At 59.6% G+C, this 26,834-nt stretch carries 15 protein-coding genes; 10 read left to right on the top strand and 5 right to left on the bottom strand.

The genetic code is table 11. The features are described 5' to 3' along the window. Positions 1 to 170 precede the first annotated feature (170 nt). Positions 171 to 2,870 carry a glycosyltransferase gene (locus KFB96_RS19680; RefSeq protein ID WP_213460675.1) on the bottom strand — a complete coding sequence of 900 codons (2,700 nt, stop codon included), beginning with the start codon at positions 2,868 to 2,870 and terminating at the stop codon, positions 171 to 173. A 468-nt stretch (positions 2,871 to 3,338) separates the two neighbouring features. Between KFB96_RS19680 and hslV the strand changes: the two genes are divergently transcribed. The 6 genes from hslV to ubiB all read left to right on the top strand — a co-directional run bounded on the left by hslV (position 3,339) and on the right by ubiB (position 9,476). Continuing rightward, positions 3,339 to 3,884 (top strand): ATP-dependent protease subunit HslV, encoded by a 546-nt coding sequence (hslV, locus tag KFB96_RS19675; protein WP_213460673.1) that lies wholly within the window; start codon positions 3,339 to 3,341, stop codon positions 3,882 to 3,884. 190 nt (positions 3,885 to 4,074) lie between these two features. Then, a complete protein-coding gene (gene hslU / locus KFB96_RS19670) occupies positions 4,075 to 5,406 on the top strand; it encodes an ATP-dependent protease ATPase subunit HslU (RefSeq protein WP_213460671.1) in 1,332 nt (443 codons plus the stop codon). Between the two features lie 416 nt (positions 5,407 to 5,822). Further along, positions 5,823 to 6,185 carry a DUF971 domain-containing protein gene (locus tag KFB96_RS19665; protein ID WP_213460669.1) on the top strand — a complete coding sequence of 121 codons (363 nt, stop codon included), beginning with the start codon at positions 5,823 to 5,825 and terminating at the stop codon, positions 6,183 to 6,185. Positions 6,186 to 6,421: 236 nt separating this feature from the next. Then, positions 6,422 to 7,171, top strand: a complete 750-nt coding sequence (gene ubiE, locus KFB96_RS19660; protein ID WP_213460667.1) for a bifunctional demethylmenaquinone methyltransferase/2-methoxy-6-polyprenyl-1,4-benzoquinol methylase UbiE — start codon at positions 6,422 to 6,424, stop codon at positions 7,169 to 7,171. Next, a complete protein-coding gene (locus KFB96_RS19655) occupies positions 7,168 to 7,818 on the top strand; it encodes an SCP2 sterol-binding domain-containing protein (RefSeq protein WP_213460665.1) in 651 nt (216 codons plus the stop codon). The genes ubiE and KFB96_RS19655 overlap by 4 nt, the downstream gene beginning before the upstream one ends. Next, a complete protein-coding gene (gene ubiB, locus KFB96_RS19650) occupies positions 7,815 to 9,476 on the top strand; it encodes a ubiquinone biosynthesis regulatory protein kinase UbiB (RefSeq protein WP_213460663.1) in 1,662 nt (553 codons plus the stop codon). The genes KFB96_RS19655 and ubiB overlap by 4 nt, the downstream gene beginning before the upstream one ends. A 212-nt stretch (positions 9,477 to 9,688) precedes the next feature. Here the strand turns inward: ubiB and KFB96_RS19645 are convergent, their stop codons facing one another. The 3 genes from KFB96_RS19645 to KFB96_RS19635 form a co-directional block, all read right to left on the bottom strand. Beyond that, positions 9,689 to 10,672, bottom strand: coding sequence for a DUF29 family protein (locus KFB96_RS19645; protein WP_213460660.1), 984 nt, complete (start codon positions 10,670 to 10,672; stop codon positions 9,689 to 9,691). Between the two features lie 11 nt (positions 10,673 to 10,683). Next, complete coding sequence (locus KFB96_RS19640) at positions 10,684 to 11,535, bottom strand: ABC transporter permease (RefSeq protein ID WP_213460658.1); 852 nt, start codon at positions 11,533 to 11,535, stop codon at positions 10,684 to 10,686. A gap of 428 nt (positions 11,536 to 11,963) precedes the next feature. Then, a complete protein-coding gene (locus KFB96_RS19635) occupies positions 11,964 to 12,188 on the bottom strand; it encodes a hypothetical protein (RefSeq protein ID WP_213460656.1) in 225 nt (74 codons plus the stop codon). A 648-nt stretch (positions 12,189 to 12,836) separates the two neighbouring features. Here KFB96_RS19635 and KFB96_RS19630 point away from each other — a divergent pair. The 3 genes from KFB96_RS19630 (at position 12,837) to KFB96_RS19620 (ending at position 16,990) form a co-directional block, all read left to right on the top strand. Beyond that, a complete protein-coding gene (locus KFB96_RS19630) occupies positions 12,837 to 14,240 on the top strand; it encodes a hypothetical protein (protein ID WP_213460654.1) in 1,404 nt (467 codons plus the stop codon). A gap of 347 nt (positions 14,241 to 14,587) precedes the next feature. After that, entirely contained in the window at positions 14,588 to 16,108 is a 1,521-nt protein-coding gene (locus KFB96_RS19625) for a hypothetical protein (protein WP_213501512.1), read from the top strand. Between the two features lie 6 nt (positions 16,109 to 16,114). Then, positions 16,115 to 16,990, top strand: coding sequence for a glycosyl transferase (locus KFB96_RS19620; protein WP_213460650.1), 876 nt, complete (start codon positions 16,115 to 16,117; stop codon positions 16,988 to 16,990). 301 nt (positions 16,991 to 17,291) lie between these two features. Here KFB96_RS19620 and KFB96_RS19615 read toward each other — a convergent pair whose 3' ends face one another. Next, positions 17,292 to 19,457 (bottom strand): glycosyltransferase, encoded by a 2,166-nt coding sequence (locus KFB96_RS19615; RefSeq protein ID WP_213501510.1) that lies wholly within the window; start codon positions 19,455 to 19,457, stop codon positions 17,292 to 17,294. Between the two features lie 954 nt (positions 19,458 to 20,411). Between KFB96_RS19615 and KFB96_RS19610 the strand changes: the two genes are divergently transcribed. Next, positions 20,412 to 26,714 (top strand): glycoside hydrolase family 99-like domain-containing protein, encoded by a 6,303-nt coding sequence (locus tag KFB96_RS19610; RefSeq protein WP_213501508.1) that lies wholly within the window; start codon positions 20,412 to 20,414, stop codon positions 26,712 to 26,714. Positions 26,715 to 26,834: the final 120 nt, after the last annotated feature.

The raw sequence follows: 26,834 nt of genomic DNA, 5'->3' as shown, positions 1-26,834 counted from the left end.
CGCAAGACCGAGGCGGAACGCCGGGACACAAAATGCGGGCCTTATTCATCAGGCCCGCCCGGAGAGCTCCGTACGCGCGGGTGAACTGCGTAGCGCTTGTCCACCCGACCACTCCGATCGGCGGCTCAACGGACCTATGAGTAATACCGCTTTTCGGGCACTGCAGAACATCATTTCAGCAAACTCAGATACTGATCGGCAATCGATTTCCAATCCGAACGCTCGACGATATCCTTCGCCCGCTCGGCCATCGCCATTCCTTCCTCAGGGTGCTCGAACAATCGAATAATCGCATTCGCCATGCCGTCGAAGGTATCTTCGATAAGGACCTGCGAGCCGTTCTCGGCAGGGATCCCCTCGACCCCTTTCGAGGTGGTCACGACCGGTATCGAGGCCGCGAAATACTCCAAGATCTTCATCCGCGTTCCGCCGCCTTGCTGCAGCGGAACCACCGCCAAGTCCCCGCTCTTGAGATAAGGCGCAAGCTGATCGACCGAACCGGTAAAGACGACATCCGGATCGATTGCGTCGAGGGGCGCCTCGGGCCCGATGGCAAACACCTTTGCCTTCCAGCCTCGGAGCCTCAATCGCGGCAGGATCTCTTTCGCAAGCAATCGGATGGATTCGAGATTCGGCGCGTAGCTGTAAATTCCGTGATACAGGATGATGCGCGTATCCGCAGGCACACCATAGGCATCGCGCAAGCTGAACGCATAGGTCTTCTCGAACGCACCCAGATCGACACCGTGCGGGATCACATGCACCTTGTCCGGATCCACGCCGTGACCGACGAGCAAATCCCGATCCGGCTGAGATACCGCGATGACCTTGTCGACCTGATTGCAGAGTCCGACCTCCTGATCCCGCAGCCATGCGTAGATCTGCTGCGACACTTCCGGATACTGGGCCTTGATCCGATCGCACTCCACGTTGTGCTCGACCAACAGGGTCTTTCCGCGCAGAAGACGCTTCGCCCGGACACATGCCTGCGCGTACGCCGGAAATTCTGCCTGGTACAGGACGATGCGATAGCGCAAGGCGAGATACATGAGACGAACGAAATAGCCCCAATCAAACAGCGCTTGGTAGATATAGGCCTCGTTGATCGGAATGCCCGTTCGCAGCAGCCTTTTTCTGAACACCATCCCGGAAACCCCGGAGAGCCTGATCGGCAACGGAAAATACCTCTCCGTTGCGCTTCCGTTCTTGAATTCGTAATAGCGCCCCCAGTCACCCGTAATCAGAAAGACACCGTCGACGAGGTGCGACAGGCCCCAAGCCGTTCGCTCGATCTTCACCGCCGCGCCGTGATTCGTCGGAAAGACATCCTCCCGACTCACGATCGCGACATAGCGACCCTTGCGATCAATCCACTTATCCCGCGAAGAGTCCGCCGCCCGCGGGGTGTATCGACCCGACTCCAAGGCGAACTCCTCGCGCGGTCCGGGGTGCTTCCACCCTCGCCGATAGACGCTCGCCACGGCACGGAGGAGCAAACTTTTGAAGGTCACCAGTCTCCGGGCGACGTCTCTGACGGGCTGAATGAGCCGCCAGCTTGCGCCCCCGAGGACGTCATCCAATTCTGCCTTCAGACGCTCACCATCCCGGCGCAAATCGGTGATTTGCTTGTCGCGGATGCGCAGTTGATGATCCAGCTCGCTGACCTGATGATAGAGATCCAACGCCAGTTTCTCGGATCCACGAAAGAACCAATCATCGGTCTTTTCCGGCGCCTTCGGGTCCCGAAGGTACTCCACCAAAGGAACAATCGTCTTGAGATAATGATAGCGCTCTTCGACCAATCGAATGGCATTGGCGGATTTCCGATCGTAACCCGGCAGATCGCCCGCAATCGCTGCGAGCAGCGCGGGCAAGTCCTCCGGTCTCTCGATGACCCACCCCGCATCATAGTCGTTGACCTGCCGGGCCAACTCGAGCGTGTGGTTGCAGATCACGGGCAGCCCGCACCGCAGAAACTCGATGGAGCGGAAGGATGCGCTGAAATCCCGTTCGATATTGTAGTCGGAGAGCTCGATACCGATATCGCACTGCTCGCTGAACAGCCGCTCCATGTCCCCGTACGGCAATAGACCGATATGTTGAACCGTCGCGTCGTATTGTGCGTCGGCATCTGCGGACGTTGCGCTATCAGAGTCGGCCGGCCTTTCGTGAATATAGCCGCCAGAAAGCAGAAGCAAGCGCCCCTTCATCGCCTTGCCGTCGGCTAGGGTCGCGCGTATTGCATCCGTATAGCGCTCACCCATGCGCCAAGGCCAGGACACGCCGCCCGTCACGATGACCCATGGATCCAACAAATGAGCGCGACGGCGCGAGAACAGTGGCTCCGTCGAGATCGGGATGATGTCGATGGGCGCCCCGAAACGACAATCGAATCCCGCAAGAATCAGCCAGGGAATCAGAAACTGACGCTGCCGTTGAGTGCCGCAGATAAAGCGACTGGCTTTGCGATACAAGGCAATCATCTTGCTCGCGTGCAGATTGACGTCTTGGTGGTCCTGAAAAATCGCCTCGAGGATACGTGGCGCGATGATGTCCGCGATCAGCGGGATCTCGTAATCGTCGGGGAAATGCTCCAAGAACTCCCAATAGCCGACCAGGATGGCTTGCGGCTTGACATCGCCGATCAGCTCATGGAGCTCGGATCGACTCCCGAAGAAGCGAAGATCGCTCGAACCGGCGCCTACCTCATTCAGTTTTTCATCCGAAGCCAAATCCGTGGGATACGCGAAGGTGACGTCAATACCGTTCTGGACAAGCCCTTTACCGAAATAGTGCGCTCGAACCGCGTTTCCCGACACGATTCGATCGGTCTGAAAAGAAGCGGCATGCGTCACGATCAACACTCGCATGATAAATCCGTCGCAAATGAAATGAAGAGAGATCAAAAATTCCCTTAAAGAGGATGCCGGAAATGCCAAATCGTGACAAGCCAACACCGAGCCGTCGCCAGTAAGCCCGGCGGAAGGGGGCAAGCGGATCGCAGTCCACCAAGCCAGGTGCCGGTGTTGGTGGACTGCGCTGTCGCTTGTCCCGACGGCTGCGATTTGGCCGTTTCGGTGATCGGGGGCGGCCGTGCGCGCAAGGCCGCCGGTCGGCCCGGGATGCCGCAACGCCGCCGACCTTGCTCGTAACTCCGGCCATCGTGGCACGTGGCGCAGAGCGCCACTGGGCATGCGTGACACCGCGGAGCGGGTATCACGAGCGACTGATGTTTCGGTGGCCGGGGTGACGAAGCAAGACCACGCCGCCTCAAAGCGCATCGTTTCGTGCGCCGATGCCGTAGAATAGCGACATCGGAACAACAGCGAAGCACGACGATGGAAAGTTTTCGCGGTACGACGATTCTCTCGGTTCGGCGCGGCGGCAAGGTCGTGATCGGCGGCGACGGGCAGGTCTCGCTCGGGCAGACGGTCATGAAGGGCAACGCGCGTAAGGTCCGCCGCCTCTTCAAAGGGCAGGTGATCGCCGGGTTCGCCGGGGCCACGGCAGACGCCTTCACGCTCTTCGAGCGCTTCGAGGGCAAGCTCGAGAAACACCAGGGCCATCTGACCCGATCCGCCGTCGAGCTGGCGAAGGACTGGCGTACCGACCGCATGCTGCGTCGCCTCGAGGCATTGCTCTGCATCGCCGACGCGCAGACCTCGCTCATCATCTCGGGCACCGGCGACGTGATCGAGCCCGAGAACGACCTCATGGCGATCGGGTCAGGCGGATCCTTCGCGCAGGCCGCGGCCCGCGCGCTGCTCGAGAACACCGAGCTCGGCGCCCGCGAGATCGTCGAGAAGGGCTTGAACATCGCCGCGGACATTTGCATTTATACTAATCACAATCTGGTGCTCGAAGAGCTCGACACGGAACGGTGACGCCTGTTTGTCGCGCCATGGCCGAGCCTCTTGCCGGAGACCGGTATCGTTATGTCTCAAGGACGGCCTTCGGACCGCGCCGCCGACTCCTCCCATGACCAGGCGAAGGTCAGCAACGACGCCTCGTGAGGTCAAGCCTCCATCCAAATCGGTCGCTCGATCGGGCGACCCTCTCGACGGATAGATCCAGATGTCGGAAATCACCCCACAACGCATCGTTTCGGAGCTCGACAAGCACATCGTCGGTCAGGACGAGGCGAAGCGCGCCGTCGCCATCGCCTTGCGCAACCGGTGGCGTCGCTCTCAGATCCCGGAGCCGATGCGCTCGGAGATCACGCCCAAGAACATCCTGATGATCGGTCCGACCGGCGTGGGCAAAACCGAGATCGCCCGGCGCCTGGCCCGCTTGGCCAACGCGCCGTTTTTGAAGGTGGAGGCAACCAAGTTCACCGAGGTCGGCTACGTGGGGCGCGATGTCGAGTCCATCATTCGAGATCTGGCCGACATCGGGATCAAGCTCGCGCGCGAGCAGGAGATGGCGAAGCTCGCGGGACAGGCCGAGGCGGCCGCGGAGGAGCGCATCCTCGATGCACTCCTCCCGCCACCGTCGAATTTCGAGGAAGAAAGTCGTTCGACCACCAGCTCGACGACCCGCGAAAAATTTCGCGATCGCCTGCGCGCCGGGGAGCTCGACGAGCGCGAGATCGAGGTCCAGGTCTCCGCCTCGCCGATGGGGGTGGAGATCATGGCCCCGCCCGGCATGGAGGAGATGACCAATCAGCTCCAGGGGCTCTTTCAGAACCTCGGTCAGGGTCGCATGAAGCGTCGCAAGCTGCACATCCGCGACGCCCGACAGCTGCTCAAGGACGAGGAGGCCGCCAAGCGCGTCAACGACGAGGAGCTGAAGCTACGCGCCATCGAGAACGTCGAGCAGAACGGCATCGTCTTTCTCGACGAGATCGACAAGGTCACCAAGCGCGGCGAAGGCATGGCGGGCGCCGATGTCTCGCGCGAGGGCGTGCAACGCGATCTCTTGCCGCTGGTGGAGGGCAGCACCGTGTCGACCAAGCACGGCTCGGTGCGCACGGATCACATCCTCTTCATCGCCTCCGGGGCCTTCCATCTCTCCAAGCCGTCGGATCTGATCCCGGAGCTGCAGGGCCGTCTGCCGATTCGCGTCGAGCTCAAGGCCCTGACCACGGAGGATTTCGTGCGGATTCTGACCGAGCCGGACGCCTCTCTGACGGATCAGTACCGCGCCCTGCTCGCCACCGAAGGCGTCGGCCTGGAGTTCACCGAAGACGGCATCCGGCGACTCGCCGAGATTGCCTGGCAGGTCAACGAGCGGACCGAGAACATCGGGGCGCGTCGTCTTCACACCGTCTTGGAACGGCTGCTCGAAGACGTCTCGTACAACGCCACGGACTTGGACCGCGTGACCGTGACCATCAACGCCGCCTATGTCGATCAGAACCTGGCGGGGCTCGCGGCCGACGAGGACCTGTCGCGCTATATCCTGTAAACCGCGTCCGGAGCGGTCTGTGCTGGTGTCGAGTGTCTTTGTACGCATACCGCACCGGGCTTGGTTTACGGCGAATTCCGGAAGCCTTAACACCAAGGGCGTAGGTTGTGCCGAGCCGTGCGAGGCACAACCAAGGTGATTTCCGGGAAAGCATCGACCAACATGTAGGGGCGACTTTAGTCGCCCGGTAAGCATTGGCAACACGCACGGCCGGGATGATCATTCCCGGAAATCGCCCAACCGTCGGCGCAAGTTGTGCTTCCTAACGTCAGCACAACCTACAGGGATGGAATTTTGCGGAAATCGCCTAAGTCGACCGCAGCCGGAGCAGCGGCGGTTCACGGCAATCGCTTCCTTGATCCGATCAACCCCATTGAAAAACGTCCGCGGCAGATTCGCGGACGCCGGAGAACCCCATGCCGACACCGACCGAGCTGAACCTGCACCAACAATCGCGGATCCTCGAGATCACCTTCGACGACGGCTCGCACTTCAACCTGCCGTGCGAGTACCTGCGCGTCTACTCCCCCTCGGCCGAGGTCCAAGGCCACGGCCCGGGGCAGCGCGTCCTGCAGCTCGGCAAGGAGGATGTCGGGGTCGACAAGATCGAGCCCGTCGGCAACTACGCCATCTGTCTGCACTTCGACGACGAGCACAACACCGGCATCTACTCCTGGGAGTACCTCTACACCCTCGGGGTCGAGCAGGAGCCCCGTTGGAAGGCGTATCTCGACGAGCTGGAAAAGGCCGGACAGAAACGAAAGGTCCTTGCCTCCTGATCCGCGACGCCGATCTTGTAGAGCCGATGTTGTAAACTGACGCCCGCTCGGCACGACGCACGCCCGATGCTCGCGTCGACCGACCCGGATCACAGGGGCGTCGCCGCACATCGGCCACGAGCTTCGACACCATCAACGATCTGAACCGCGCCGCCGACGGCCCTTGTTCGCGTCAAGGCCAAGCAAACCCCGAAGCGGTGCAGATTCAATCAAGCGCGGTTCAGCAGAGACACAGCATGTCCGACGACAAGACGACACATTTCGGTTATCAGCAGGTTCCGGTCGAGGAGAAGGCGTCACGCGTGCGCGCGGTGTTCGACTCGGTCGCCTCCCGCTACGACCTCATGAACGACCTCATGTCCTTGGGCATCCATCGGCTCTGGAAGCGTCACACCATCGAGCTGTCGGGCGTGCGCCGCGGTCAGCGTGTGCTGGATCTCGCCTCGGGAACCGGCGATCTCGCCGAGCGCTTCTCCGGCATCGTCGGCGCGCAGGGGCTGGTGGTCATGTCCGACATCAATGCCTCCATGCTCACCGCGGGGCGCGAGCGCATGCTCGACCGCGGACGCGTCGGCAACCTGCACTACGCCCTGATCAATGCCGAGAAGCTGCCGTTCCCGTCGGATTACTTCGACTGCGTCACCATCGGTTTCGGTCTGCGCAACGTCACCGACAAGCAGGCTGCACTCATCGAGATGCAGCGGGTGCTGCGGCCCGGCGGACGGGCACTGATCCTGGAGTTCTCGCACCCGGTCAGCCGCCCCTTGAGCAAGGCGTACGACCTCTACTCCTTCTCGGTCCTTCCCACGCTCGGACGCTTGGTCGTGAACGACCCCGAGAGCTATCGCTATCTGGCCGAATCCATCCGCATGCACCCGGACCAAGAAACCTTGCGCGCCATGATGGAAGCGGCCGGGTTCGAGCGGTGCGACTACTTCAACCACAGCGGCGGTATCGTCGCGATCCACCGAGGTTACACACTGTGACCGAAGGCATCCAGATCCCGGACGCGGTACTGGCCGTCGTCGAGCAGGCACTGAACCGCTACATGGCGCTGGACCCGGAGGGCTCGGCCGCATTCGCTGCACTCGAGGGGCGAATCATCGGCATCGAGCTCAAGGGGTTCGGCACGCGTGTGACCATCATCCCGAGCGACCGGCGCCTCCAGCTCTTCGGCGGCTATGACGCCGAGCCCGACTGCCTGATCCGCGGTACCCCGCTTGCACTCGCCCGCATGGGCATGGCCGAGCGCAAGGAGACCCAGATCATCCAGGGCGAGGTCGAGATCCTCGGCGATACGTTACTGGCACAAGCCTTCAACCGTGCGATCGCCGGCCTCGACGTGGATTGGGAGGAGCAGCTCGCGCGCATCATCGGCGATCCCTTCGCCCACCAGGTCGGCAATCAGGCGCGTGCGGCAGCGCAGTGGGCACGCAAGAGCTCCGAATCCCTGACCGCGAATCTTCAGGAATACCTTCAGGAAGAGGCCCGCCTGACCCCGACACGCTACGAGGTCGAGGCGTTCCTGGCACAGGTCGACATCCTGCGCGACGACGTCGAGCGCGCCGAGGCACGTATCGAACGCCTCGAGCGCCTCGCTCGAACCCATGCGGGGCCCGGCACGTCGTCATGATCGGACCCCGCGAGGCCCTGCGGCTCTTCCGCATCAATCGGATCCTCCTGCGCCACGGACTCGACGAGGTCATCCTCGAGACCCACCTGTTTCGGCCGCTGCGTTGGATCACCTACATCTCGCCCTGGCATTGGTACAGACGCAACCTGCCGACCTCCTACCCGGTGCGCATGCGCCTCGCGTTGGAAGACCTGGGGCCCATCTTCGTCAAATTCGGGCAAATCCTCTCGACCCGACGCGATCTGCTGCCCGACGACCTGGCCGTCGAGCTGGCCAAGCTGCAGGATCGGGTACCGCCGTTCGACGGTGCCGAGGCGCGCGCCATCATCGAGAAGGCGTGGGGCTGCTCGGTCGACGAGGTGCTCGACGAATTCAACCCCATCCCGCTCGCCTCCGCCTCCATCGCGCAGGTCCACACCGGACGGTTGAAGAACGGGACCGAGATCGTGGTCAAGGTGCTGCGACCCGGCATCGAGCGGACCATCCGCGGCGATCTCGGGCTGATGTACACCGTCGCCCATCTCGCCGAGCGCTACTGGAAGGACGGGCGTCGGCTGCGCCCGGTCGACGTGGTCCGCGAGTACGAAAAGACCATCTACGACGAGCTGGATCTGCAACGCGAGGCCGCCAACGCCTCCCTGCTGCGTCGCAACTGGATTCACAGCGAGATGCTCTACATCCCGGAGGTCTACTGGGACTGGACCCGCCCCGGAGTCATGGTGATGGAGCGCATCTACGGGACCCCGGTCAGCGATGTCGCGCGTCTGAAGGCCCAAGGCGTGAGCATGAAACAGCTCGGCGAGCGCGGGGTCGAGATCTTCTTCACCCAGGTCTTCCGCGACAACTTCTTCCATGCCGACATGCACCCGGGCAACATCTTCGTCGAGCCGTCCGGGCGCTATATCTCCATCGACTTCGGCATCGTCGGAACGCTGACCACGGAGGATCAGCGCTATCTCGCCGAGAACCTGCTCGCCTTCTTCGAGCGGGACTATCGGCGCGTCGCCGAGCTGCACGTGGAATCGGGCTGGGTCCCGTCCGGCACCCGGGTCGACGAATTCGAATCCGCCATCCGCACCGTCAGCGAGCCCATCTTCGAGAAACCGCTGGCCGAAATCTCCTTCGGCCACTTCCTGGTTCGGCTGTTCCAGACCGCGCGGCGCTTCGATATGGAGATCCAGCCGCAGCTGGTGCTGCTGGAGAAAACCCTGCTCAACATCGAGGGCCTCGGCCGTCAGCTCTACCCCGAGCTGGATCTCTGGACGACCGCGAAACCCTACATGGAACGCTGGATGAAGGATCAGATCGGGGTCGTCGGCCTACTCGACCGGACCAAGCGCAACGTCATCTCCGTCGCAGATCAGACCCCCGAGATCCCCTTGATGGCCTACCGGATCCTCAGCACCTACGACAAGCGTCTGCGCGCAGCCGAGGCCGGGGCGTTCGGCGACCACGGTCGCAGCTCCGGCCACGACAGGGCCGCATCGACATCCCAGTCGGTCCGCGCACTCGCCGGCGCCACCGTCATCGTCTGCGGCACCCTCATCCTACTGCTCGGACCCGGCCCTTGGTTGCCGGCGACGACCGGGGTTGCGCTCGTCGCAGGCTGTTACATGCTCGGCGCACTGCTGTTTTTCTCTGCGGGACGGCAGGCTTAGCCACGATTCCGAAACAAGGCGAACCCCTTCACTAACGGGTAGGATGGGTAGAGCGCCAGCGAAACCCATCCTCCAAACCGCCGCGTTGCCGGGTTGAGGTCTGATGCCATTGGCGCGGGCTGGATGGGTTTCGCTTCGCTCTACCCATCCTACGGCGCCTGTGTGCCGAGGCGTGCGCGGCACAACCAACCCTCGGCGGCAGGCTTAGCCACTCAATTCCTCGTCTCAGGACGCGCGAGCGACTCCATCTCCTTCACCAGACGGTCCAGATCCACATCCTGCCAGCGATGCTCGCGGAGCAAATGCGCGGTTTGGTCCGCCCAATCGGCTCGCTCTTTTGCGGGCGTCGCTAAGCCTGCCACACTGGGCGCCGCCGCAATGGCCTTCTGCGGCGTAGACGCGCGCGAGATCGCAGCCTCGAGCGGCGGCGCTTTCGGAGATCCGTCGCGCAACGCTTTATACTGCTCCAGCACCGCCTCGGTCGTGCCTGCCCCGACCACACGACCGTGCTCCATCAACACGGCCTTGGTGCACATCTTCGAGATCAACGCCTCGGAATGCGACGAGAGCACGATGATCGAGACCTGTTCGGTGAACAGCTTCAAGCGCTGGCTTGCCTTTTCCAGGAAAGCGGCATCCCCGGCCCCGATACCTTCGTCGATCAAGAGGATGTCCGGCGCGACCGAGGTCGACACCGCAAACGCCAGGCGCATCCGCATCCCGGCCGAATAGGTGCGAATCGGAAGGTTGAGGAAGTCTCCCAGCTCCGTAAAATCGGCGATCTCGTCCAACCGCGCACGCATCTGGGAGCGGCTCAGACCCAGATAGAGTCCGCGGAGGAGGATATTCTCATAGCCGGTGCTTTCGGGATCCATCCCGAGACTGATATCGAACAAGGGCACGGTTGAACCCTGAATGGACACCCGCCCTTCGTTCGGCTCGTAGATGCCGCCAAGCACACGAAGCAGCGTCGTCTTGCCCGCCCCGTTATGCCCCACCAATCCGATCCGATCTCCGCTTTCGAGCTTGAGATTGATATCCTGCAGTGCCTGTACAACCGAGATCCGATCCGAGCCGGACTCGGAGCGAATCTGTCCGCCCGTCGCACTCTGTATCAATCGATTCTTGATCGATCGCGTCGCCGAGCTATAGACCGGGAAAGAGACCGAGACCTTCTCCAAAGTGATTGATGCCATCGTCCCTATCCTCAAACCCAGTAGGCAATCCGCCAACGGTAGGCGGAATAAAAAAAGAGTGTAATCACCCACCCGAACACCGCGATGAGCAAGACCGCTAGCCAGTTTTCAAAGGCAGGGGCGTTGCCCAGCATCGGCGCACGCAGGATCTCGACCATGTGATAAAAGGGATTGAGCTGCAGGAACAAGGCGCGATCCGGCAACATCTCGGGCCGCCAAATTACCGGCGTCAGGAAAAAGAGCACCTGAACCACACTACCGACAATGAGCGGAACATCGCGAAAGCGCGCGCTCAATAGACCGAAAAAGAGCGCCATCCAGAAGCCGTTGATCAGGAGAATCAAGACTGCAGGCAAAACCCAGAGAATGTTCCAGGTCACACCCACGTCAAACCACCAGGCCACGGCCACGAAGATCCAGATGTTGTGGGCAAAGGAAATGACCCCGGACCACAATTCACGGTAGGCATAGATCGAGACGGGCGCATTGAGCTGCCGGATCATGCCCTCCGCCGCGATAAAGGTTGTGCAACCACCTAAAATGATTGCCGAGACAAGGCCCCATATGATAAAGCCTGCAGCGAGGAACGGTAGATACTCCTGCAGATCCTGGCCGAAGATCTGACCGTATAGAAGCCCCAAAGCAAAGACCATGACGCCCATCGAGATGGTGATCCAAAAAGGACCGAGCGTCGAGCGCCGGTAGCGCTGGCGCACATCGTGGAGTCCGAGCGTCGCCCAGAGCTCGCGACGGCGCCAACCTTCAAGGATATCGTCCAAGGCAAGGCGTAATTGCTCAGGCTGCAAGCCGAAGCGAAGCTGCTGAATCAAAGGCGACTGGACTCGTTCGGCGTTAGTTGACATCACAGTAGACTTCCGCAGAGGCGACTTCAGACAAGAACTTATATCGCATGATCGAATTCATAAGGATCCAGACGAGTAAAGGAGACGCACATCAAACACAAACCTCAAGCGACAGAGATAAGTGTATCCGTGAAAGGGATGTCGAACAACGCATGTCACGCGCCGGCTCCACCTCGTTACTTACCAACGCGGTCATCGAGCCTCCTTAGGTGTGTAAGCGTTCGTCATATCTTTCTATTTGATCCCCCCAGATCTCATTGTACCGCGTCTATTCTGTGCGCATGTACGCGGCTGTCGAATATCATCGCGACAAGCTCAAGCACCGTCATCCACGGATCGTGAAGATGCACGGGGCTCAGCCGGAGCCATCATCAACCACTATTTCTTTGCTGCGGGCGCCTTGTCAGCTTCGCGAGATCTTTACACTGTCAGCTTGACTCCTGTAACCTTCCCGTTGGCGCGGCGAACACTGCTCCCGATTCAGCACCCGATGATAGCTCGAAGCGCCGCTCCGCGCTCAGCCCCATCGTGCGCGGCACCTGCGCCAGCAGCGTTCCCGCCGGCAAGCCGTGCTCATGCGCCAGGGTCGGACAGGTGAACAGGCAGTCAAAGGGCTGCAGAACAGATACAATCGAGGTCGGCAGAGAGAACATGCTCGGGCACGTCCGTGGTTTTTGGTCGACATCGGACGATACCGCCCTCGGCACTCTGCCGCCAAATCAATCGGGTCCGTCACCATCGCTCCAGGCACCTCCCGGCCCTCCCGAGCCACGGAAATGGCCGAAGTCGAGCATTAAGGCGATTTCTGCAAACTTCCATACCCGTAGGTTGTGCTGACGATTAGGAAGCACAACTTGCGCCTACGGTTGGTTGTGCCTCGCACGGCTCGGCACAAACTACACCCTTGGCATGAAGGTTTCCGGAATTCGCCTAAGGGTCCGGTGACCCGAGCCAGACTGAAAATGCGGAACTTGGCCTCCCAACGTGTTTTCAAAAGCTAAATTTTTCGCCCTAAACCGCGTCCAGAGCGAGATGCTCACTTTCGAGTGAGTTCGAAGTTTGGTGAATCCACGACCCTTAGCGGGGAACGCGGTTTAAAATTTTATATTTTTTAATACCTTAAACCGCGCCGGCTCCAGCGGCTCTGAAATCCGCCGGGGCCGATCCCATCCATAAACATCGCATACCGCACTGGGCGCGGTTTAAAATCTAGACGTTCGCCGGGAGAAGAGGCCCGCGGCTCGAATTCTTCCAGCGTCGCATCTCGACAGTAAACGTTGGTCTAACTGATTAGGCTCGAAATGGCTGAGGTTGATACACGTTACGGAACTCTAACGGTTCCGGACACGGCGACGGATCTAATAGGACGCTTCCTGGATCGCTACGGAGAATGGGCGTGGGAGGAAGCCCGTTTCGTTGCCGGTACGCTACCGAGAGATCGAGTTCGTATTCTGGACGCAGGGGCATTCATTGGCACCTTCGGTCTCGGTATCGCGCTCCAGCGGCACGTCGATCATCTCTGCTTGATCGAGGCAAACAGCGCACTGATCCCCTTACTTAAGGAGAATGTCGCACGCAACCACAAAGGCACTTTCAGTGTCATCGAAGGGATTCTCGGATGGCCCGCTTGCACTTTCCATGATGGGCTCTGCGACCCGTGCAACCTTGGTGCGACGTCCTTCGTTGCAGGAGGCGATAGCGCCACTCCCTCACCGGGGAGCCAAACCGTCTTTCAGCAACGCCTTGTCACCCTCGCCGAGCTTCGTGCGGTACACGGAGCCTTCGACCTCGTAAAGCTCGACCTGGAAGGGATGGAGCTCGGCGTTCTCGAGAGCGACGCCGAGCACCTCAGATGTGGCGAAACCAGCATCTGGGTCGAGTGCAGAGAAGACCCGAGCTCCTTGGACATTGCAGCCTTACTCCTATCTTGGGGATTGGATCTCTACTACTTCGCTTTTCCTGCCCACAACCCGGACAACTTTCTAGGCGATACCGTCTCAATTTTACCACTAGCCTATGAAGCCGGAATACTCGCTGCACCGAAAACGCCGCCTGTGCTGGATGAAGAGATGCTCCGTCATGGCTGCATCCTCCGCCGCGTTAACCACCAAGACGACCTTAAAGAGGCTCTTTGGCGCACCCCCCGCTGGGGCGAACGTGATTGGGTTGGTCTCGGCGCCGCAGAGGTGGTCGCTCTCGCTGTGCACAGGCTTCGGGGCGAGGAGTATGAAACCTATCTCTGCCCCGGCTGGCAACCGAAGCCGCTACCGGACAAAGATGTTTTGGCCCGGCTAGCCGAAACCGAAGCTGGACTACAACAGGCCGAGACGCTGGCCTACGAGCGGCTCGCGCGTCTGGAAACCGAGCGCGAGCGCGTGCAGAACGCGGAGGCTGGGCTTAGACAGGCAAAGGAGCGAGCCGACGAGCGACTCGCTCAACTGGAATCCGAACAAGAGCGCGCGCAGTACGCGGAGGCTCGAATGGCTCGCGCATCTGTCGAGGCGCTTGACCGCCTCTCCGCCCTTGGAGTAGAGCGAGACCGTGCCGACGATTTCGAGAAACGCGCCCTAGCCGCAGAACGTCGAGCCATCGAGATCGAAATGAGCACAACTTGGCGCTTGACGTCTCCACTCCGTCGGATCATCCACGGCAGTCCGCGTCTCCGCGCCGTTTTGCGCCGGATCCTGGTCCGACATCGAGCCTGATTAAGCGTTGCCGTTAACCGATGCACGGCCTTGTTCATAACTCCGACCACATGGACTGCTGCCCGCACAGTCAGGCCATCCCGGCCTGACAGAATTAGGGCTGGAAGCCCTGACTACGCACTGTTCGTCAGGCACTGGCCGGGACTATGATCAAGGCCCGATTCACCAACCAAAAGGCGATCGCGTGTGGGTAGCTTAGATGCAAGATATCCCGACGTAATGCACCGCCCAAGCGAAGACGAACGCCGGGCGGTCGCCGCGCATTTCGACCGCGGCTACTATCTTGCGTCCAATAGTGATGTGCGCGACGCGGGCATTGATCCACTGACGCACTTTCTCGAATCTGGTTGGCGCGAGGGACGCAACCCCAGCCGATTCTTCGACACGGGCTACTATCTCGCAAAAACCCCGACGTTGCCGCAGCCGGCATCAACCCACTCCTCCATTTCATCTGGGCCGGCTCGCAAGAAGGCCGACAACGTCGCCGTCCGCTCGATGCGTTCCGGCGGCAGCTTGAAGACAGCGTGTCGCCGCGAGTCAAAGCGAAAAGATGGATCGAAGGCGCCGAGCGTTCACCGCCGATCTCGAAAACCACACTATCGGATGCCGTTGAGATCTCATCTGCCAGCCGCGGTTTGATCCTATCTCTCAGCCATGACGACTACGCCAGAAACTACGGTGGTGTTCAGTTGGTCATCGGCGATGAGCAGGCTACGTTCAGCCGAACCGGTTGGCGTTACCTCCACGTTTCTCCCGCGATACCGCTGCCGATGCTCGCAGACCCCGAGCCTGCAGACGATTTCGCTGTCAGCCTTCGAATAGACACCAAATGGACTGGGGTAGCCAGGTTCGTAGACCTGATTGCCGCCGTTGCAGAGCAGCGTAGGCAGGGCATCGAGGTGCGATGTGTCATTCACCACCTGATGGGGTTCGCCCCTGAGTTCGTATTTGAGCTTCTCCGTGCGAGCGGTGATCTGCGCCCGATCGTCTGGATCCACGACTTTTTTACACTCTGCCCCAGTTACGCGCTCATGCGTAACGATGTCGACTACTGCGGCGCTCCGCCACCGATGTCCGTTGCCTGCAACATCTGCTCATACGGAGAGGAGCGTAAACCTCATCTCAAGCGGATCAGAGAGTTCTTCGAGGCAGTGCATCCCTCGGTGCTGGCACCGTCCGAAATCGCCCTAAGCCTTTGGCGACGTGGTAGTGGATTGCCTCACGCGCAGGGCGAAGCGTGTCCTATTGCTCGTATCATAACCGCGCCTTCCGAGCGAAGCACCATGCCTATCCCTCCTGGCAGACCGCTTCGTGTAGCCCACCTCGGCGCCAGGGCATTTCTAAAAGGATGGTCGATTTTCGAGGATCTCGCACTGCACCTGGCCAACGATGGTCGATACGAATTCCTGCAGCTCGGGTCGCCGGACTCCGGATCTCCTCTACCCAGCTTTATTCGCAACATTCCGGTCATTGTCGATACGAAACAACGCAATGCAATGGTCGAAGCGATCGCCGAGTCGCGCATCGACGTCGTCGTGAGTTGGCAACTTTGTCCTGAGACCTTCTCGCTTTCCGTCCACGAGGCGCTAGTCGGCGGTGCATTCGTCGTTGCCAGAATCGGTGCAGGCAACGTCTGGCCTGCAGTCGCAGCCAATGCACCCGATCAAGGCTGCGCTGTTGCTGACGAAGCAGCGCTGTTTGGTCTGTTCGATGGTGATCGGCTGCGGGAATTCGTCGAATCCTCTCCAAAACTCCGGGGCGCGCTACTCCCGATAGAAGTCACTGCCAACTGGCTACGAACACAGTCAACAAATCGTGCGCAACCAACGCTCTCGATGGTGGCGGAAGAGAACGAGAAAGACACATGAGCATCTATGTCTGAGACCCATTGTTTCACCAGCGCCTCATTCGCGTATCTTGACCGCGTTCGCGTGCTCGGAGAGTCACTGCGCCGCTATCATCCCGAATGGACGTTCTGGCTCTGCCTGTCCGACCGTGAGCCTGCGGGCTTCATTTTCGACGCAGCACGCGAGCCGATCGATCACGTCGTGCGCGTGGAGGAGCTCGGCATCGCAGATCTGGACCGTTGGGTTTTCGATCACGATGTCATCGAGCTGTGCACAGCCGTGAAAGGGCAGATGCTCTGTCGACTTCTTGATGCGGGCGCGGACAAGGTCGTCTATCTCGACCCCGACATCGCACTCTTTGGAGACCTTCACAACGTCCAAGCGCTTCTCGACCGCCACGACGTCCTTCTTACGCCTCACCAGCTTGAGCCCGACAATGAGCGCCAAACGATCCTCGACAACGAAATCGGGTCACTGAAGCACGGCATCTTTAACCTCGGATTCCTTGCTGTAGCCAACACCGTAGAGGGCTATCGCTTCGCGCAGTGGTGGCGTGACCGACTTCTTGAGTTCTGTTTCGACGATATCCCGAACGGCATCTTTACCGACCAGCGTTGGTGCGATCTTGCGCCGGCCTTCTTTCCGGGTGTCCACGTCCTCCGCGACCCCGGTTACAACGTCGCAAGCTGGAACTTGAGTCGACGACCGATCTCGATCAGAGAAGACGGCAGAATCTTCGCTGCGGACCAGCCGTTGCGTTTTTTCCATTTCACGAAGATCAACGGGGCCGGAGAAACAATGCTGGAACGCTACGCAGGTGGTCGAGTCGCCGTCTTCGAGTTGATGCATTGGTACCGGTCCCGCCTAGTCGCCAATGCCTCTTCCGGACTACCCTTTGGTTGATGGGCTTACGGTTCTTATTCGGACGGCTCGCCCATCCTGCGTGAGCATCGACTCGCCTACCGTGCCCGCCCGGACCTGCGCGAACGCTTCCCGGACCCCTTTACCGCTGGACCCAACTCACTTGCCGCACATTTTTCGGCTGTCGAACCATGATTATAACAAGCAGAGAGGTCGTGCAATTTCACAACAGCTTCTGGATACTAGACTCGCACGACATCAGGGATCGGAGGATAGCGGCCGGGATCAAGCAGCGAGGGTATGGAAGCGTTGTCTCGTACTTCGATTGAGGCGCCAGTCAATCTCAAGCGGGCAAACCCAGCTCCGCCAACAGGTCCAGTATCCGAGGTCGATTCGCGCTGACCGAAAAACGCTCCGTAACCGCGCGTAGACCAGCCAACGAAGAACGCTCCCACTCATCGGCAGTCCCGTAGAGCTGCACGATCGCTGCAGCGAACGCCTCGGACTCTGCAGCCACAAGAATGCCCTGACCGTCGTCCAACCCAAGTCCCTCGGCGGCCGTCGGAGTCACGACACAGGGCACTCCGTATCCAAGACTGGTCACCACCTTGCCTTTAAGCCCAGCGCCGTAACGGAGCGGTGCGATCGTCAGACGTACCCGAGCAAACAGCGGCTCGATGTCCTCGACATAGCCCAAAACCTCCACGCCGTTTCCCTTGAGTCCAAGAATCCGAGGAGACGGATAGCTCCCGACAATCAAAAGCTCGGTCTCGGGCAACCGACGACGCACGCTAGGCCAGACGCACTCGCAAAACCAGACGATGGCATCCACATTCGGCGGGGGACGAAAACCGCCGATAAAAAGAATACCTCGTCTCCCGCCGTAGCCCGAACTGCGGCCTGGAATCTCGCGCAACAGCGGAATAACCTGTAGGCGTGCCGCCGGCACCTCCTTGGCGAGCAGCTCGCGCTCGAACGGACTGATGACGATGGTACTGTCGGCCTCACGTACAACCTCAAGCTCTTGCTCTTTCATGCGGCGGGCAATCGATCTGACCCGCATTCCGGACTGAGTTACCTCCCGCCGCTCCTCGCGCAGATAATGCAGATCGACCGTATTGAAAATAACCTTCGCGCGCGGACAACATGCGCGAACACGCTTCAGATACCTTGATCCTTGCCCCAGGCGCATAAGCATGACGACATCGAATTCATCGCCGCGAGCTCGGAGAACTTTCTCGGCGGAATGCGCAAAAGGCAAATAGAGACACTCGACACCCAAATCCTGGAGATCTCTGGTATAGGGTCCTGCGTACAAGAGATCCGCCGGCATGAAGGTGACACGATAGTCGAGCGATTCGAGGACGCGCAAATAGTTGAGCAGATCGATCGAGCCCGAATCCCGGTCAGGCGTCGGGGTGCAGGCATCGATGATCAGCATCCGCGCCCTAGGTCGGCGATCGGCGTCGATGCCCTCTTTCCGTTCGTCGAACCCGGAACGCACAGCAAAGTTCTCCCGCCATTTCGCAGTAAAGTGATGACGATCCGGATCCGCACCGGCGTTCTCACGACCCGAGGCATCGCAACTTGTGAGGCCCCGTTTCTCCTGGAAGACCTGCGAGCGCGGCTGATAGATGACGCGAAAGCCGCGAGCCTGCAGGGCAAAACACAGATCCATTGCCGCGAAGTCGATACAGGAGTACTTCGGATCGAAACCGCCGACATCCTGCAGTAACTTACGGCGAACCAGGATCGCATCGCCGGAGAAAGCATCGGCATCGCGCACGAAACCGAGCTCCGGAGCTCTTGGGTCTTGCTGATGGCCGTAGCGCCGAGCGCGACCGTCATTCCCGATGATACGGCCGGCTTCCTTCACTCGGCCATTCGGAAACAAGAGCTGACTCCCGACGACCCCTGCCTCGGGGATTCGCGACGCGATCGCCATCGACGCGTCCAACCACCCGGCAAGAACCCGGATGTCTTGCGTTAGATAAAATACAAAATCACCCCGGGCCTGCGCAGCGCCTCTATTCGCGGCGGCCACGACGCCGAGATCTTTGGAAATCCGCAGATACCGAATATCACAGCGCTCAGCTAAAGACGCATCGACGTCATTGCCCGGGCGACCGTCGATGACGATGACCTCGATCGGAACCGCAGGCGGATGCGTAGCGATGGAATCGATGCACGCAATTGGGTCTTTAAGTCGATGACAAACCGTAATAATTACGGACACCACCGGCAAATCCGATACCCCGGAGGCAATTTGCAAACGTGTAGGGCTCGGCCCGTCAAAAACGCCAAGTGCATCCTCCGTACCATTCTTCGCGCTGCGGTCCGACCACTGCTGCTGCTCGACCCAATCGCTAAAGGCGGACGTGCCCCTGAACCATGGCCGAAGGGTCCGAAATGCAAAAGACTTGACGGCGAACCTAAACCTTCCACTCAGCGGCAACCAATGCCAAAGGACCTGCAGCACCCGATCGATCCCATACATGCGAGGTTTCACTCTGATTCTCGGCGAGATGTGCAGATTCCGATCAGGCTCCACGCATCCCCAACAACATTTGCCGGATCCCCTCGGCTAGTGCAACCCACTGGATTTCTTCATTATCCAGGCCGCCACTCGCGTGCCGCGGCCAGCATCGGATAAGTGGACATCTTTACTCGACTTACGGTAAATTTGAACTTTCAAGGATTCGATTTTTCGAGATTCCTGCCAAATCGACAACCGGACCGATCGACTCGTGTATCAAGGCGTACTTGTGCAAGGTCTGCGCATCGGCTCGGCTCCCCGGGCGAGATCGAAAGCTCGCACCGTTACATCGTCGTACAGCAGCGGCTCAAACGCCCCGACGCTTGGTGAACCCCGTGACGGAAACGGACCGCGCATTCGTTTCGGTCACACCCCATCGAACGCCCTCGCTGGAAAACGCCCCGGCCTTTGGAGTATCCTAACTCGATCTGATCCAGCGCCTTGCCCATGGCGCTCCATCGGCCGGCACGTGAAACCGTGAAGGCTGCGCGCAGCGCGCTTGTCATCTCCCGCTTGCTGCGGAAGATGTCCGGGGTATGGGTAATGATCATGTGAGACGAGAAGCCCCAGCACCTCCGTGACGGCCACCCAGCCCGGGTTCGCACGCCCACATCGGCCGATCCATGACCCACAGTGACCATCGAAAGCCTCCGAGCCGGCTCCCGAGTACCGGACCGTGCGACTCCTTCAGCCGAAACCCGAACAGTAATTATGCGCCAGTCGTCCAAGCGCTCCGCGCGGATCAATCGAGCGGCCCGCCAGGTCCGCCAAGTCACAGAGCACGTGTCCGATCAGGACGATAACACACCCGATCCAGATCCGATCTCGGACGCAGAATATGCCAGACACGACTCATCCGCGACCCGCGGCGATACTCATGGAGATCCAAATCGCGTGAACCAGCCCCAATCGCCTACCCGAGTCGCCATGTCACCCACGAGCATGGCGCCGCAGGCGCCATCAACGGCCCCGCGTCGCGTCGCGATCCTCGTGCTCGGGATGCATCGCAGCGGAACCTCGGCCTTTACACGCGTGATCAACCGGCTCGGGGCGGACCTACCCTCCAACCTCATGCCCCCGGTCGACGGCAACAACGAGGCAGGGTTTTGGGAGTCGATGGACATCTATCGCCTCAACGACGAGATCCTCGACAGTGCCGGCTCAAGCTGGGACGACTGGCGCCGGTTCAATCCAGACTGGTTCGCATCGCCCGCACCGCGTGCCTTCAAGGTACGAGCCCTCGAGATCTTGGAGCAGGATTTCGATCGATCATCGCTTTTCGTTCTCAAGGATCCGCGCATCTGCCGCTTGCTGCCCTTTTGGCTGGACGTCCTCGAGGCATTCCAGACCGAAACCAAGTGCGTCATTCCGATACGTAATCCGCTCGAGGTCGCTGCGTCGCTCAAGCGGCGCGATGGCTTCAGCCCAGCGCTCTCATCCATCCTGTGGCTCCGTCACGTGCTCGATGCCGAGCACGATTCTCGCGGGTTGGCTAGGGCCTTCGTGATCTACGACGACTTGCTCAATGATTGGCGCGGCGTCATCACGACCTTGGGGGATCGGATCGGCCTTGCTTGGCCCCGCTACTCGGCGACATCAGCTGTCGAGATCGACGAGTTCCTCGAGGAGCGCCACCGCCATCACGCACTCGACGCCGAAAAGGTCGCCAGTCATCCGGCTTTGGCCCCTTGGGTCAAAGAGACCTTCGCTGCGCTGCGCATCTTGGAATCGGACCCAGTCTCGCTTGAACCGCTGCCCCGACTCGACAACACACGCAACGAGCTTGATCGAGCCAGCAACGCACTAGGCGCCATCCTGCGACTCGATGAAAGATCCCTCCGGGAAACAGCGGATAACCTGGCGGAAAAGACTGTCGAGCTCGCCGCGCGCGAGACCCGCATCGGCGAGCTCGAGCAGGCCCTCGCCGACCAGCAGCAGAACCAAACCGCAGCACTCGCTGGTCTACAGCATGGGCTTGAACAATACCGAAGCCACGCTTCCGGACTCGAACGCGTCGTCGTGGAGCGCGATGCCGAGCTCGCCGCGCGCGAGTCCCGCATCGGCGAGCTCGAGCAGGCCCTCGCCGACCAGCACACCCAAACCGCCGCGCGCGAGTCCCGCATCGGCGAGCTCGAGCAGGCCCTCGCCGACCAGCACACCCAAACCGCCGCGCGCGAGTCCCGCATCGGCGAGCTCGAGCAGGCCCTCGCCGACCAGCACACCCAAACCGCCGCGCGCGAGTCCCGCATCGGCGAGCTCGAGCAGGCCCTCGCCGACCAGCACACCCAAACCGCCGCGCGCGAGTCCCGCATCGGCGAGCTCGAGCAGGCCCTCGCCGACCAGCACACCCAAACCGCCGCGCGCGAGTCCCGCATCGGCGAGCTCGAGCAGGCCCTCGCCGACCAGCACACCCAAACCGCCGCGCGCGAGTCCCGCATCGGCGAGCTCGAGCAGGCCCTCGCCGACCAGCACACCCAAACCGCCGCGCGCGAGTCCCGCATCGGCGAGCTCGAGCAGGCCCTCGCCGACCAGCAGCAGAACCAAACCGCAGCACTCGCTGGTCTTCAGCATGGACTTGATCAATACCGAAGCCACGCTTCCGGACTCGAACGCGTCGTCGTGGAGCGCGATGCCGAAATCGCCGCACAGCAAAACAGCCTCACAGAGTTGCAGCTCCAGAACCATGACCATAGCGAGCGGTCACGAGGACAGGCTGCCGAACTCAAACGCGTTATACAGCGGCTCGATCAGATACAAGCAAAGGCCACATGGCAGCTCGCTCGACCACTCATCAATATCGAATCCAGATGGCCAACTCTCGCCCGAGGACTCATCGCATTTCCAAAAATCGCTTTTTGGACACTGTCATTCCGCTTGCCGAGTCGTCTGCGTGTACGCGCTCGCGCCTCAGCACTCATCAACAGTGGCCTCTTCGATCGAGACTGGTATATCCAAAGGAATCCCGACGTCCTTCTGAATGGGCATAACCCGGTTTTACAGTTCTTAAATGACGACTGGAACGAGGGTCGCGAGGCGAATCCACTCTTTGATTCCCGTTGGTATATCGAGCAATACCCAGACGTCGTGCTCTCTAGGGCAACCCCACTTGAGGATTACATCGCAATCGGCTGGCGCGTGGGACGTGATCCCAATCCGCTGTTCAATACGGACTGGTATCTTGAGCAAGATCCACATCTTGTCGAGACGGGCATCAATCCATTAGCCCATTACCTCAAGCAAGGTGCTTTCGAGGGACGGAATCCATCCCCCCTCTTCGACTCGGATTGGTACATAAATCAGTATCCTCAAATCATCGAGGATCATATCAATCCGCTGGTCGATTACCTCGGCCCCGGCGCCTTCCAAGGTCGCGATCCGAACCCACTGTTCGATTCCGATTGGTACCTCGAGCAAAATCAAGATGTCGCAACGGCGACACTCAATCCGCTTGATCACTATATTCGATATGGTTGCCACGAAGGGCGGGATCCCCACCCACTGTTCGACTCCGACTGGTATCTCTCTCGCAATCCGGAGCTCCTCACGGCAGGCACGAACCCTCTGGCACATTATCTCGCGATCGGCGCGTTTGCGGGACGCGATCCACATCCACTCTTCCACTCGGACTGGTACCTACGAGAGAATCCGGATGTCGCGGCTGCAAAACTCAATCCGCTCGTCCATTACATCGTCTATGGCGCTCGCGAAGGCCGAGACCCTTGCCCACTGTTCGACTCGGATTGGTATCTGCGTGAAAACCCCGATGTTGATGAAGCTCGGATGAATCCACTGATTCATTATTTGGCTGCAGGTGCACGAGAGGGTAGAGATCCCAATCCACTGTTCGATTCCGACTGGTATCTGAGCCACAATCCGGATGTAGCTCAGGCCGGGATGAATCCGCTTATCCATTACCAAGCGAGCGGCGGTCGCGAAGGACGAGACCCGAGTCCTGGATTCGATACATCATGGTATAGATCTCAATGCACCGCCGTGGACGCGCTTGAAGAAACGCCTCTCGCGCATTACCTGCGTTTCGGTCGGTCTCGCGGGCTCGGCCCACGCGCAGAGCCACGACAAAGCGCCGGCGTATCCGAGCCTTTTAAAAGGCTGTACCAAACGATGCTCGACAGCGCTGGTCGATCTCAGCGAAGCGCCGAATACGTGCCGGATTCAGATGATCAAAACGCCATGACCGATCTCGCCGTGAAGGTCATCGCATTTTATCTGCCTCAGTTTCACCCGATTCCTGAAAACGATGCCTGGTGGGGCAAGGGTTTCACCGAGTGGACCAATGTCACAAAGGCAGTCCCGCAATTTGTGGGACACGATCAACCTAGGTTTCCGGATGCCCTCGGTTTCTACGATCTGAGGGTCAAAGAAACGCAACGGGAACAGATCCGCCTCGCCAAGAGGTATGGGATACAGGGGTTCTGTTACCACCATTATTGGTTCGGCGGTCAAAGACTACTCGAGCAGCCGCTTCAGCAGATGCTCGAGGATCCATCCCTCGATTTCCCATTTTGTATTTGCTGGGCCAACGAGAATTGGACCCGACGTTGGGACGGATATGAGCAGGACGTCCTCATCGCACAAAACCACTCGCCGGATGATGACTTGGCCTTCTTCGCGGATATCGAGCCTGCACTCCGCGATCCGCGTTATATCACGATTGAGGGGCGGCCACTGCTGATCATCTACCGCCCCCAATTGTTTCCCGACATTCGCGCAACAGTCGAGCGCTGGCGGGAATATGCGAGAGACCGGGGCATGCCCCAACCCTATCTCGTGAACGTCCTGAGCTTTCCCCGGATCGTCGAGCCCGAATCGATCGGGTTCGATGCAGCAGTGGAGTTTCCACCTCATCAATTCCCACACATCGACATCACGGATAATGTCGAGCTACTGAACCCGAATTTCGAAGGACATGTATACGATTATCGGGCCTTCGTCGACGAGGCCGAAGCTCGGATCAGCACCACCTCCCCATTCGAGCTCTTTCCGGGTGTCATGGCCGCATGGGACAATACACCTAGACGCAACGCTAAGGGCAGTATCTTTGCGAACGCTTCACCCCGTGAATATACACGGTGGTTGACTGCTGCATGCAAGCGCTCCCTTGGTTTTCCGCTACCGGAAAAACGCTTGGTTTTCGTCAATGCCTGGAACGAATGGGCGGAGGGCACCTATCTGGAGCCGGATCGACGTCATGGCTATGCCTACCTTCATGCGACCCGCGAGGTCTTGCTCCAACTCGAAGGCCCGGCGGTTTCAAGGCCCTCTATGGCTGACCTGACGACTCAACACAGCATACTCTTGGTCGGGCACGATGCGCATAAGCATGGCGCACAATTGCTCCTCCTACATCTCGCTCGACTATTCAAGCGACGGTTTGGTTACCGAGTCGGGATCTGGCTCCTTGAAGGCGGTGATCTCGTTTCGGATTACCGACAGTTCGCTGACGTTTTCACTATCTCAAACCAGTTCTCAGACTTTGAGTCAACAATGTTGCAGCTCAAGCAAGCGGGTTTCGAAGCGGCCCTGACGAACACGGTCGTCACAGGAGAAGTCGCTGGAGCCCTCAAGCTGCAAGGTTTTTTCGTCATCTCGCTCGTACACGAAATGCCCGAGTTGATTCAAGAGCGCGATCTCTACTCCCCAGCTCGCGCATTGGCACACCACGCCGATCGCATCGTCTTCGCCTGCGACACCGTTCGAAAGGCATTCATGTCCATCGCGCCATGCGAGCCTTCAAAGTGCCTTGTCTTACCGCAGGGAGTCTATCAGTCGTTGGACGTCGAGCCCGATGTACGTCGTGACGTCAGACAGACTCTCGGCATCCCGAGCCAAGCCGTGCTCGTGATCAACGCCGGCTATGGTGATCTACGCAAAGGCATCGATTGGTTCGTCGACTGTGCGACAGAAGTTTCAAGGAGCGATTCTCGCTTCCACTTCCTATGGGTTGGCAAGCTCGCTGTCGACCAAGAGGAGCGCTTTCAAGAAGCCCGTCTGACTCAACCACTCTGCACGAACCTTCACCATCTCGACTTCACGACGTCCATCGGTCAATATTATGCGGCTGCCGATGCTTTCTTGCTGACTTCGAGAGAAGATCCCTTCCCTTCAGTCGTGCTTGAAGCACTAACATGCGGTCTCCCCGTCGTCGCTTTCGCTGGCACCGGCGGACACTGTGAGATCCTAAGCGACGCGGTTAACGGGGCACTCGCAACCAACATCGGTGATATTGGCGCCCTTGCATCAGCCCTCCGCGCAGTCGTAACCAAAGATCTCGCCGACCCGACTCGCCGAGAAAAGCGCGCCCTGCGAGCCCGATCCGATTTTGACTTCCCTTCCTATGGCTGGGCTTTGCTGCGAGCTCTCGACCCTCGATTACTCCGAGTCTCCGTGATCGTACCAAACTATAATTATGCGCGTTACTTACAGGAACGACTCGGCAGCATTCTCCGACAAGACTACCCCATCTACGAGATTATCGTATTGGACGACTCTTCGACGGACGATAGCGTTGAAACGATAGAAAGGATCGCAGACCATCATCAGCGCGATATTCGACTTGAGCTTAACTCCAAGAACTCAGGCTCAGTGTTCAGACAATGGTCGAAGGGTATTCGACTCGCTCAGGGCGATCTTGTTTGGATCGCCGAGGCGGATGATCTTGCTGCATCCAATTTCGTGAGTGGTCTCGCGGAGGTATTCGCTCGTGAGGAAGATGTTCTTTTCGCTTTCTCAGACTCGGCTCAACTCGACAGCGACGGAGTCCGAATCGGATCCAGCTACTCGACATATTGCTCGGAGTCGAGTGATCTCGACTATCATTCTGACTTTTCCGTTCCGACCTCCGAGTTTCTTCTTCAGGGTCTAGCGATCAAGAATTCGATTTTGAACGTCAGCAGCGTCATGTTCCGTCGTCAGCCATTGATAACCGCCCTCGAATCCGTCGCTCAAGAGCTACCCGATTGGACGATCTCCGGTGACTGGCGGCTTTATATTGAGCTCTGCACGAGTCCAGGACGAGTGCACTATACAGCCAAATCTCTAAACGAGCATCGTCGTCATGATTCAAGTGTTGGCGGCTCTAACACCTTGAGCACTCACCTATCGGAGATTCGTCGCATGCACCAACTCGTCAACTCGCTCGACCCAGCGAACGCGAAGATTCAAATCAGGCAACTTGAATACACCGATTCTGTAAAAGCGCGGATCGAGTAGCGTCCAGCGCTCATCCGATGACATGTTGAATTACGACATCGGGAAAGAGTTTCCTGAACCGATTTTCGATAGTCGGAGCCCGGGCAGCACGAACGCCTTTTCGACGATAATTCTTCACAG

This window comes from Thiocapsa sp. (assembly GCF_018399035.1).
In the GTDB taxonomy this organism is placed as follows: domain Bacteria; phylum Pseudomonadota; class Gammaproteobacteria; order Chromatiales; family Chromatiaceae; genus Thiocapsa.
The sequence above is the reverse complement of the archived record's forward strand: the minus strand, read 5'-3'. Positions and strand labels throughout refer to the sequence as shown.

Excerpts from the sequence above, each read along its gene's own strand:
- KFB96_RS19680 (WP_213460675.1), bottom strand. The coding sequence starts at position 2,870 with ATGCGAGTGTTGATCGTGACGCATGCCGCTTCTTTTCAGACCGATCGA.
- hslV (WP_213460673.1), top strand. The coding sequence starts at position 3,339 with ATGGAAAGTTTTCGCGGTACGACGATTCTCTCGGTTCGGCGCGGCGGC.
- hslU (WP_213460671.1), top strand. The coding sequence starts at position 4,075 with ATGTCGGAAATCACCCCACAACGCATCGTTTCGGAGCTCGACAAGCAC.
- KFB96_RS19665 (WP_213460669.1), top strand. The coding sequence starts at position 5,823 with ATGCCGACACCGACCGAGCTGAACCTGCACCAACAATCGCGGATCCTC.
- ubiE (WP_213460667.1), top strand. The coding sequence starts at position 6,422 with ATGTCCGACGACAAGACGACACATTTCGGTTATCAGCAGGTTCCGGTC.
- ubiB (WP_213460663.1), top strand. The coding sequence starts at position 7,815 with ATGATCGGACCCCGCGAGGCCCTGCGGCTCTTCCGCATCAATCGGATC.
- KFB96_RS19645 (WP_213460660.1), bottom strand. The coding sequence starts at position 10,672 with ATGGCATCAATCACTTTGGAGAAGGTCTCGGTCTCTTTCCCGGTCTAT.
- KFB96_RS19640 (WP_213460658.1), bottom strand. The coding sequence starts at position 11,535 with ATGTCAACTAACGCCGAACGAGTCCAGTCGCCTTTGATTCAGCAGCTT.
- KFB96_RS19635 (WP_213460656.1), bottom strand. The coding sequence starts at position 12,188 with ATGTTCTCTCTGCCGACCTCGATTGTATCTGTTCTGCAGCCCTTTGAC.
- KFB96_RS19630 (WP_213460654.1), top strand. The coding sequence starts at position 12,837 with ATGGCTGAGGTTGATACACGTTACGGAACTCTAACGGTTCCGGACACG.
- KFB96_RS19620 (WP_213460650.1), top strand. The coding sequence starts at position 16,115 with ATGTCTGAGACCCATTGTTTCACCAGCGCCTCATTCGCGTATCTTGAC.
- KFB96_RS19610 (WP_213501508.1), top strand. The coding sequence starts at position 20,412 with ATGTCACCCACGAGCATGGCGCCGCAGGCGCCATCAACGGCCCCGCGT.